A 7,528-nucleotide genomic window follows, 5' to 3' on the forward strand; every position below is an offset into this window, starting at 1 on the left:
AATGTCACGGACTCTGCCTATCTTGGCCCCATGAAACACGCTGCACCTTTCCTCGCTCTGGCCGTCGCGCTGCTCACCGGTGCCCTCCCCGCCTCCGCGCAGGAGGAAGAGGACGGCCGATCGCTCATGGAGGAAGGCGCGCAGCTTTTCTGGGACGGGTTGCGGCGCGAGATGGGTCCCGCGCTCGAAAGCCTGCGCGACCGTGCCGACGAGATGGAGCCCGCTCTGCGCGACTTCGCCGAACGGATGGGACCGGCGCTGGCCGAACTGATGGACAAGATCGACGACCTGAGCGCCTATCACCCCCCCGAGATGCTGCCCAACGGCGACATCATCCTGCGTCGCAAGACGCCGCAGGAACTCAAGGACACGGCCCCCGAGGGCGAGATCGAGATCTAGCCGCCTGCGCGCAGCACAGCGCCGGGGTTCATGATGCCGACGGGGTCGAGCGCCGCCTTGATGGCGCGCATCGCATCGAGCTTCACCGGATCGCCATAGCGCTCCAGGTCCCCGACCTTGAGCCGCCCGATGCCGTGCTCGGCGCTGACCGAGCCGCCCATCTCGTGCACGAGGTCATGCACCGCACGCTTGATCGCGTCGCGCTCGGCCACATGGTCGGCGCGGGTGCGCCCGGGCATGGGAAAGACGTTGTAGTGCAGATTGCCGTCGCCGAGGTGGCCGAAACAGTTGACGCGAAAATCGCCAATCCCGGCAATCACCCCGGTACCGCGCGCGATGAACTCCGGGATCACCGAGAGCGGCAGCGAGATGTCGTGCGAACTGACCGAGCCGATGCGCCGGTTGGCCTCCGGGATTTGCTCGCGCACCTCCCAGAATGCGTGCCGCTGCGCCTGCGACTGCGCGACCATCCCGTCGTGCACCAGCCCGGCCTCGAAACCTTCGGCAAAGAGCGTCTCCAGCGCCGCCGCCGGATCGAGCCCGCGCGCCAGCCCCACGTCGATGAGCACGCACCATTCCGGCGGCTCGGCGAAAGGCTGCCGGATATCGGGCAACGTCTCGGCGAGGAAGTCGAGCCCCTGCCGGTGGATGATCTCGAAGGCACTGATCCCCTCGCCCATGTGATCGCGCGCCATCGCCAGCAGGTCGAGCGCGGCGCGCGCCCCCGCCACCGCCATGAGCGCGGTGCCCTCCCCCGCCGGGCGCGGCGCAAGCTTCAGCGCGGCGGCGGTGATGACGCCCAGCGTACCCTCCGACCCGATCAGCAGGTTGCGCAGGTCGTAGCCGGTGTTGTCCTTGCGCAAGCGTTTCAGCCCGTGCCAGATGCGTCCGTCGGGCAGTACCGCCTCCAACCCCAGGCACAGGTCGCGCGCATTGCCATAACGCAGCACGTTGACCCCGCCCGCGTTGGTTCCCAATAGCCCGCCGATACGCGCCGAGCCCTTGGCCGCGATGGAAAGCGGGAACAGTCGCCCCGCCGCCTCCGCCGCTTCGTGGATGTCCTGCAGGATCGCGCCCGCCTCGACCACCACCACGTTCTCCCCGGGCCAGAGTCCGCGCACCGCGCGCATCCGTTCGAGGCTCAGGATCACCGGCACCGGGCCGTCCGGGGCGATCTGTCCGCCGACAAGCCCCGTGCCGCCGCCATAGGGCACGATCGGCACCCGTGCCCCGGCGCAGGCGCGCACCACCTGCGCCACACCCTCCGCGTCGCCGGGCGCAACGATCACGCCCTGTCCCTGCCAGCGCCCGCGCGGCTCTTCGAAATAGCGCGGTGCGGCCTCGCGAAATGCCGCGTCGGGCAGCACCGCGCGCAGGCTGTCGATGAAATCGGGGGTGGCGGATTTGAGCGTCATGGCCCTTAGCTATCACAGGTCCGACCAGGGACCAGCCTGTCCCCGGCTTCATCTTGCCATAAATATCCGGATCCGCCGCTCACAGCCGCGAGGAAATCACCCCGGTGTTAAAGCCGCCCATGCGCAACTCGCCGAACAGGCGCTGGTATTCGATCTTGGGGCAGTGGTTCATGACCACGTCGACGCCACGCGCGCGGGCCTTCTCTGCTGCCTCTGGGTGCTCCACCCCGATCTGCATCCAGATCGTCTGCAACTCGGGAAACGCGTCCAACGCCTCTTCGACCAACGGCGGCACGTGCTCGGACCGGCGGAAGATATCGACCATGTCCACCCCGCCTTCGATCTCCGAGAGCGACGCCGCAACCGTCTGACCAAACAGCACACGCCCCGCGTGACCAGGGTTGACCGGCACCACCTCGTATTTCTTGAGGCCGAGGTAGCGCGCCACGTAATAGGACGGGCGCACCGGGTTCATCGACACGCCCACAACCGCCACGCGGCGGGTCCGGGTCAGGATGTCGCGCAGGTGGGAATCAGTGTAGGTCTCGCTCATGGTGGCCATTAATCACGAAGCGGGCCAAGAAAAAAGCGCCCAAGATAATGCTTGGGCGCCAGTCGCGGAACGAGGGACAGTGATAGGAGACGACGGTGTTCCAACTCGCCGCCTCTGAGACTATAGATAGGACCGATTTTCACGATATAAAGGGGGTGTAATAGCCGCGTGACCAAGCGTGAAATCGCGGGTCAGTCGAACACATCCTCGACCACATCCCACAACTCCTCGAAAATACGCCGCCCGATCCCCTTGCGGCGCTTGTTCGTGCGTTTGCGTGGCGGTGGCGTGGCCCGGTGCCCGTCCTCATAATCCTGCCGCGGCAGGGTCATGGGCCGTCCCGCCGGGCGCGAACGGTCGGATTTCGCCTTTGGCATCGCCTTCATGTCGTGCAGCGGCGCGCCGCAGCTTGAACAGGCCAATTCGTGGCGCGCCCGGTCGAGCACGAGGGCCGCGCGCGTGCCGCAGTAACTGCATGTCGCGATCTTGTGAGCCATGCCGTTCCATATCGGTCAATCGCGCCGGTTTTCCAAGCCCCGGCGCCGCGAAATCGTCGCCCAGCACGCGGACGCGTGCTATCATCGCAGGACGAAGCCCCCGAGGACCGGCCCCGCATGACCGATCAAACCGAGCAAGACCCCGCACCCCGCAATCTGCCCTTCACGGTGGACCTCAGGCGCGTTCATCTCGCCGTGGGCTGGATCGCCTTCGGACTGCCGCTCTCGCTCGTGGCGGTCGCGTGGCTGCCGACGGTCTGCTTCCAGGACTCGATCAGTCATTTCTATTTCAGCCCGGTGGGCGGCGATATCCTCGTTGGCGCGCTGAGCTTCATCGGCCTTTTGCTGCTCTGCCTCTACTCTTTCGATGCCGCCGGATGCGAGGGCGCGAGGCGCTGGACGCGGTTGGATATCCTGCTGATCCGGCTGGCCGGTATCGCATCGCTCCTCGTGGCCTTCGTGCCCACGACCGGCACCGGCTGTGCCCGCACGGGAGCCGAGGGCGCGCGCGTCTTGCTCACAGGCGCGGAGGAGCCGTCCTTCGATTTCTGGGCCGTGCTTCTCGGGCGGACGGAGGCGACCGGCCTGCCGCTCGACGCGGTACATTACGGCGCGGCGGGGGGAATGTTCCTCATCCTCGCTTACGTGGTGCTGCGCGTTTTTACCCGCGTCAATTCCACGGCCGCCGAGATGGCAGGCAACCGCAAGGCCCTTCGCAACGCCTGCTACCGCGTTCTGGGCCGGATGATCCTCTCCGTGGTCGCGGTGCTGGCGGTCAAGATGGCCGTCGGGCGCGTCGCGCCAGATTTTCTCGGCTTCTGGAACCGGTTCAATCTCACCTTCGTGTTCGAGGCGGCGGGGCTTTTTGCCTTCGGGCTGGCCTGGATGATCAAGGGCCGGTTCCTGCCGATCTTCGAGGACGCAGCCGCGAGACGTCAGGCGCGCGCGGCATAGAGCGCGACGGCCGCCGCGTTCGAGACATTGAGCGAACCGAAGCCACCCGCCGCGTCGATGCGCACGAGCGCGTCCACCACCTCGCGCGTGCGCGGGCGCAGCCCCGGCCCCTCTGCCCCCAGAACGAGTGCGACGGGTCGGTCGCGCCGTCCTTCCAGGGCCGTCTCGACGGTCTCGTCCGCCTCGCCCGCGAGGCCGAGAACGACATAGCCCATGCCCTGCAATTCGGTGATCGCATCGGCGAGGTTGCGCACCCGCAGATAGGGCTGACGCTCCAGCGCACCGCTGGCGGACTTGGCAAGCGCGCCGGTCTCGGGGGCGGCATGGTGGCGCGGGGCGATCACCGCGCGCGCGCCGAACACCTCTGCCGAGCGCAGGATCGCGCCCACGTTATGCGGGTCGGTCACCCGGTCGAGCAGCACCAGACGGGGCACGCCCGGGCGGTCGCGCAGCGCGAGATCGGCCAGACTTCCCCAGTCGAGCGGCTTGACCTCCAGCGCCGCGCCCTGATGAACCGAGCCGGGATCAAGCGGCGCGGGGAACTTGCGCGGATCGGCGATCTCCGGCTCCAACCCGCTCGCGGCGATGGCGGCGGCGAGTTTGTCGGCGGCATTCCGTGTCACGATCAGCCGCAGCTTTTCGCGGCGGGGATTCTCCAGCGCGTCGCGCACGGCGTGCAGCCCGAACAGCCAAACCGTCCCGGCAGCCTCGGCGCGCCGCGCCTGCTCCTTCTCGATCACCCAGCGGGGTTTCTTCATCGGTCGCACGCCCCTCGTCTACAGCGTCGTGTCCTTGCACCTCAGCGCACGGGCACGCAAGCCATTTTCCGGTTGACGGGCCGCGGCACCAATTCTAAGACGCCCGGCACGTGGGCGACAGGCCGCAAGGTGTGGCAGGGGACTGTAACTCCCTCGCGGAGACGCACGCTAGGTTCGATTCCTAGGTCGCCCACCATTTTCCGCTAAATCAATGACTTAGACTGCAAGATACGCCGGTGGGCCACAAAGGTGGGACATATCAAGCGTCTTGCGGCCTATCCTAACTATCTATCCGGGCTATAGATCAGGTATCTATAATCAGGATATAATTTATATATATATCAATCAGTTATATTCAGTGCCTCGCGGCTGCCTGTATCCGGGCTATATCTGATTTATTATAACCCTCGGGGAAAACAGATGCGCAACTTGCCACATTCGTCTGACTAACAGACGGAGGGCTAAGGGCGAACCGCTCCGGATGGTTTGTTCTGTCTTGAAGATGGAGGATTAGGCCTGATGCAAAACAGGCCAGCCAATTCGACTCCTCAGAGACTTGCAAGCGAAAGTAAATAGATGCAACCGGCGGCGCGGATGCCATCGCAGAGCTCCAGAGCGCCCTGCTGAGCGGCTTCAACCCGTCGCCCAGACCCAACCCAGCCCAAGACAATCGCAGAGCTCTCAGCGATCAAAAAACTCAATGGCTCCAGTGTTATGGAGCACTCTTGTTGCAGTTAGCACGTTGCGCTCCATGGTCTGTCTGCACATCTCAACTCCGGTGCTGGGCAGGCAGCTTCAAAATCGCCTCAGCACTGCCTTCACCATGCTCCCTGCCAAGGGACGCCGCCTTGTGGGGCTGCCTCCAGCGTCCCACCTGTTAGACCGAAGCGGTTGGCGTAGCGACCTCCGCCAGAGGGTCGGGTTCAGGCTCTTTGCGGTCCCCGGCCTTTTGGTCGTTCAGGATGCGATAAACGCTTGCCCTGCCAATTCTGAGACGCCGTGCGATCTCTGCTGCCCCGATGCCTTCTGCTTGGAGCGCCAGAACCTGACCCGCCTTTGCGCGGGCCGTGGGGCTCCTGCCCTTGTACTTACCCGCAGCCTTGGCCTTCGCAATGCCTTCGCGTTGACGCTCGAGCATGATTTCACGCTCAAACTCTGCGACACCGCCAAAGATTGTAAGCATCAGCTTGCCCGTTGCGGTCCCAGTGTCGATCCCCATGGACAGTATGCGAAGGGAGGCCCCCTTGCTCGATATGACCTCCAGCACCTCTAGCAGGTGCGCCACGGAGCGGGCCAGACGGTCCAGCTTGGTTACGACAAGGGTGTCTCCCTCCCGGATATAGTCGAGGGCCTCAGCAAGCCGCTCACGCGCTTTCACGTCAACTGAGGAGACTTGTTCTACGAACACCTTCTCACACCCAACTGCCAACAGTTCTGACTGCTGGGCTTCGAGCCCGGCTTTCTGGTCCAAGGTGGACGTTCTGGCATACCCAACGATCATGGTCGCACTCCAATTGTCTCAATGATATCCAAGACCCTGATACTCAGACTGTATCAAAATAGCAAGAAGTATTTTGTGAGACACTTTGCGGATAAGTCCGAGGCGCCTCACTAGAGCAGGCCCTCTGAGACAGTTGTCAACGACATCAGGGGAGCTTAACGTGCAGCCAAAGTGGTTGCAGCGGACGTTGTAGGCGATGACCCAGAACATGACTGACCAGTCAGAAGCCCCGGGTACCATCGCCGAGATGAAAGAGGCAGTGGGCTCTTTGTTCATGCTCTGGTCGAGGGTTGAGGCTGATCTGGTGAAGGCACTTTCCGAGTTGAGCGGCCCGCCGAAAGCAGACAAGCCGCACGGCATCGGTCGCACACTCGCAGCGTGGAAGGCGCTGCACGAGGACATCGCCGGGAGAGGCACGGATCACCTGGAGGTCGTGTGTGAACTGCACGGGCATCTAGCCGGTGCGCTCAGAGTGCGGAACGCCATTGCGCACGGCTTGGAGAGCTACGGCATAGCCGGTAGCGATGGCTCAGGCGAGGCGTATTTCCAGTGTAGGTTGAAGGACGCACCCGAGGTCATCACGCTGCGGCACCTGAAGGCCTGCCTTAGCCGCTTGGCAGGAGCGAGGATGCATATCAGCAGGCTGACATACGCAGCATTGCATCCGGGCGAGCGAGGGTTGCAGAGCCTGTACGATGACGTGACGGACTTGATGCGGCGTCACGAGGATTGAGGCTGGGCTGCTATCGGGAGGGCCCTATGGGGGAAAAGGGTTCGGGAGCTATGGTATATACACCCTCGCAAAAATGTGCGGAGTTTTTCGGAGGACATTGGTACTTCCCGGTTCTCACTCGCATTCCATGGGTCAGCGATGGTTGTGAGTGTTACAGTCAGACGGCAGGTATGGGGGGAACTCGCATTGTCGCGAGTAATAGAAGGGGGCACGAAAAAATGTGCCAGAGAATTACGTAACTTATTGGCGCATTAGATGCGGAAGGGTTGGTTTGGACAGCCTAGGCATGATTAGTATTGCCGAAGATATTGCTTAGGAGAATGAAATGCGGGTCTCGGACTATTATGGCCTCGGCCGAACCCAACCAACACTCAGTTTCGTTGATGTTGATGTTGAGAATGATACTCCGCTCTTCATTAGCCCGCGTGCAATCCGACTACTACCGTCGCAGTGGGGCGATGAATGCGTCTCACTGGTACAGGACTTCTTTGGACAGGTCCTTGCGTCGATACGACAAGGTGATGATGCCGCCGCTATCGAGCTTCTTGAACGTCTCAAGGAACCGAATGAGACACACCTCGGGCTGTCCAAAGGGGCTTCGAGGGGACGAGCACTAGGCTCCGCTTCGGCACGAAGTGTTTGGGAGGCATTGAGCTACTCCCCGTCTCTTGGACAGGATCTGGCGTAAATCAAGCTACTCTTTGCACCTGCTGATCGG

Annotated in this window: 9 protein-coding genes and 1 tRNA gene; 5 read left to right on the top strand and 5 right to left on the bottom strand. The window is 63.3% G+C overall.

From position 1 onward, the window contains the following. The first annotated feature begins 30 nt into the window (after positions 1-30). Complete coding sequence (locus tag ACFFU4_RS16710; protein WP_377070988.1) at positions 31-399, top strand: hypothetical protein; 369 nt, start codon at positions 31-33, stop codon at positions 397-399. On the opposite strand, the gene ACFFU4_RS16715 is transcribed toward ACFFU4_RS16710, so the two are convergent. From ACFFU4_RS16715 to ACFFU4_RS16725, 3 genes are all read right to left on the bottom strand, one after another. Beyond that, a complete protein-coding gene (locus ACFFU4_RS16715) occupies positions 396-1,814 on the bottom strand; it encodes an FAD-binding oxidoreductase (RefSeq protein ID WP_377070989.1) in 1,419 nt (472 codons plus the stop codon). The two genes, ACFFU4_RS16710 and ACFFU4_RS16715, sit on opposite strands and share 4 nt — an antisense overlap. A 79-nt stretch (positions 1,815-1,893) precedes the next feature. Then, on the bottom strand, positions 1,894-2,367 hold the full coding sequence (locus ACFFU4_RS16720) for a CoA-binding protein (protein WP_377070990.1): 474 nt from the start codon (positions 2,365-2,367) through the stop codon (positions 1,894-1,896). 191 nt (positions 2,368-2,558) lie between these two features. Next, the gene (locus ACFFU4_RS16725) at positions 2,559-2,864 is read right to left on the bottom strand and encodes a hypothetical protein (protein WP_377070991.1); all 306 of its coding nucleotides are present in this window, start codon (positions 2,862-2,864) and stop codon (positions 2,559-2,561) included. Between the two features lie 117 nt (positions 2,865-2,981). On the opposite strand from ACFFU4_RS16725, the gene ACFFU4_RS16730 reads away from it, so the two are divergent. Next, positions 2,982-3,818 carry a hypothetical protein gene (locus tag ACFFU4_RS16730; RefSeq protein ID WP_377070992.1) on the top strand — a complete coding sequence of 279 codons (837 nt, stop codon included), beginning with the start codon at positions 2,982-2,984 and terminating at the stop codon, positions 3,816-3,818. On the opposite strand, the gene rlmB is transcribed toward ACFFU4_RS16730, so the two are convergent. Next, the gene (gene rlmB / locus ACFFU4_RS16735) at positions 3,800-4,576 is read right to left on the bottom strand and encodes a 23S rRNA (guanosine(2251)-2'-O)-methyltransferase RlmB (RefSeq protein WP_377070993.1); all 777 of its coding nucleotides are present in this window, start codon (positions 4,574-4,576) and stop codon (positions 3,800-3,802) included. The genes ACFFU4_RS16730 and rlmB overlap by 19 nt on opposite strands. 112 nt (positions 4,577-4,688) lie before the next feature. Here rlmB and ACFFU4_RS16740 point away from each other — a divergent pair. After that, positions 4,689-4,772, top strand: a tRNA-Tyr gene (locus ACFFU4_RS16740). A 681-nt stretch (positions 4,773-5,453) separates the two neighbouring features. Here the strand turns inward: ACFFU4_RS16740 and ACFFU4_RS16745 are convergent. Further along, positions 5,454-6,077, bottom strand: a complete 624-nt coding sequence (locus ACFFU4_RS16745) for a recombinase family protein (protein ID WP_377070994.1) — start codon at positions 6,075-6,077, stop codon at positions 5,454-5,456. A gap of 196 nt (positions 6,078-6,273) precedes the next feature. Here ACFFU4_RS16745 and ACFFU4_RS16750 point away from each other — a divergent pair, with 196 nt between their 5' ends. Beyond that, complete coding sequence (locus ACFFU4_RS16750) at positions 6,274-6,810, top strand: hypothetical protein (RefSeq protein ID WP_377070995.1); 537 nt, start codon at positions 6,274-6,276, stop codon at positions 6,808-6,810. A gap of 325 nt (positions 6,811-7,135) precedes the next feature. After that, positions 7,136-7,498: a DUF8370 family protein gene (locus ACFFU4_RS18385; protein WP_512700575.1), complete on the top strand. Its 363-nt coding sequence runs from the start codon at positions 7,136-7,138 to the stop codon at positions 7,496-7,498. The last annotated feature ends 30 nt before the right edge of the window (positions 7,499-7,528 follow it).

The organism is Roseovarius ramblicola (assembly GCF_042430665.1).
GTDB classification, from domain to species: domain Bacteria; phylum Pseudomonadota; class Alphaproteobacteria; order Rhodobacterales; family Rhodobacteraceae; genus Roseovarius; species Roseovarius ramblicola.

Bases quoted from the DNA above. Each gene is read 5' to 3' on its own strand.
- ACFFU4_RS16750 (WP_377070995.1), top strand. From the start codon at position 6,274: ATGACCCAGAACATGACTGACCAGTCAGAAGCCCCGGGTACCATCGCC.
- ACFFU4_RS16725 (WP_377070991.1), bottom strand. From the start codon at position 2,864: ATGGCTCACAAGATCGCGACATGCAGTTACTGCGGCACGCGCGCGGCC.
- ACFFU4_RS16715 (WP_377070989.1), bottom strand. From the start codon at position 1,814: ATGACGCTCAAATCCGCCACCCCCGATTTCATCGACAGCCTGCGCGCG.
- rlmB (WP_377070993.1), bottom strand. From the start codon at position 4,576: ATGAAGAAACCCCGCTGGGTGATCGAGAAGGAGCAGGCGCGGCGCGCC.
- ACFFU4_RS16710 (WP_377070988.1), top strand. From the start codon at position 31: ATGAAACACGCTGCACCTTTCCTCGCTCTGGCCGTCGCGCTGCTCACC.
- ACFFU4_RS16720 (WP_377070990.1), bottom strand. From the start codon at position 2,367: ATGAGCGAGACCTACACTGATTCCCACCTGCGCGACATCCTGACCCGG.
- ACFFU4_RS18385 (WP_512700575.1), top strand. From the start codon at position 7,136: ATGCGGGTCTCGGACTATTATGGCCTCGGCCGAACCCAACCAACACTC.
- ACFFU4_RS16730 (WP_377070992.1), top strand. From the start codon at position 2,982: ATGACCGATCAAACCGAGCAAGACCCCGCACCCCGCAATCTGCCCTTC.
- ACFFU4_RS16745 (WP_377070994.1), bottom strand. From the start codon at position 6,077: ATGATCGTTGGGTATGCCAGAACGTCCACCTTGGACCAGAAAGCCGGG.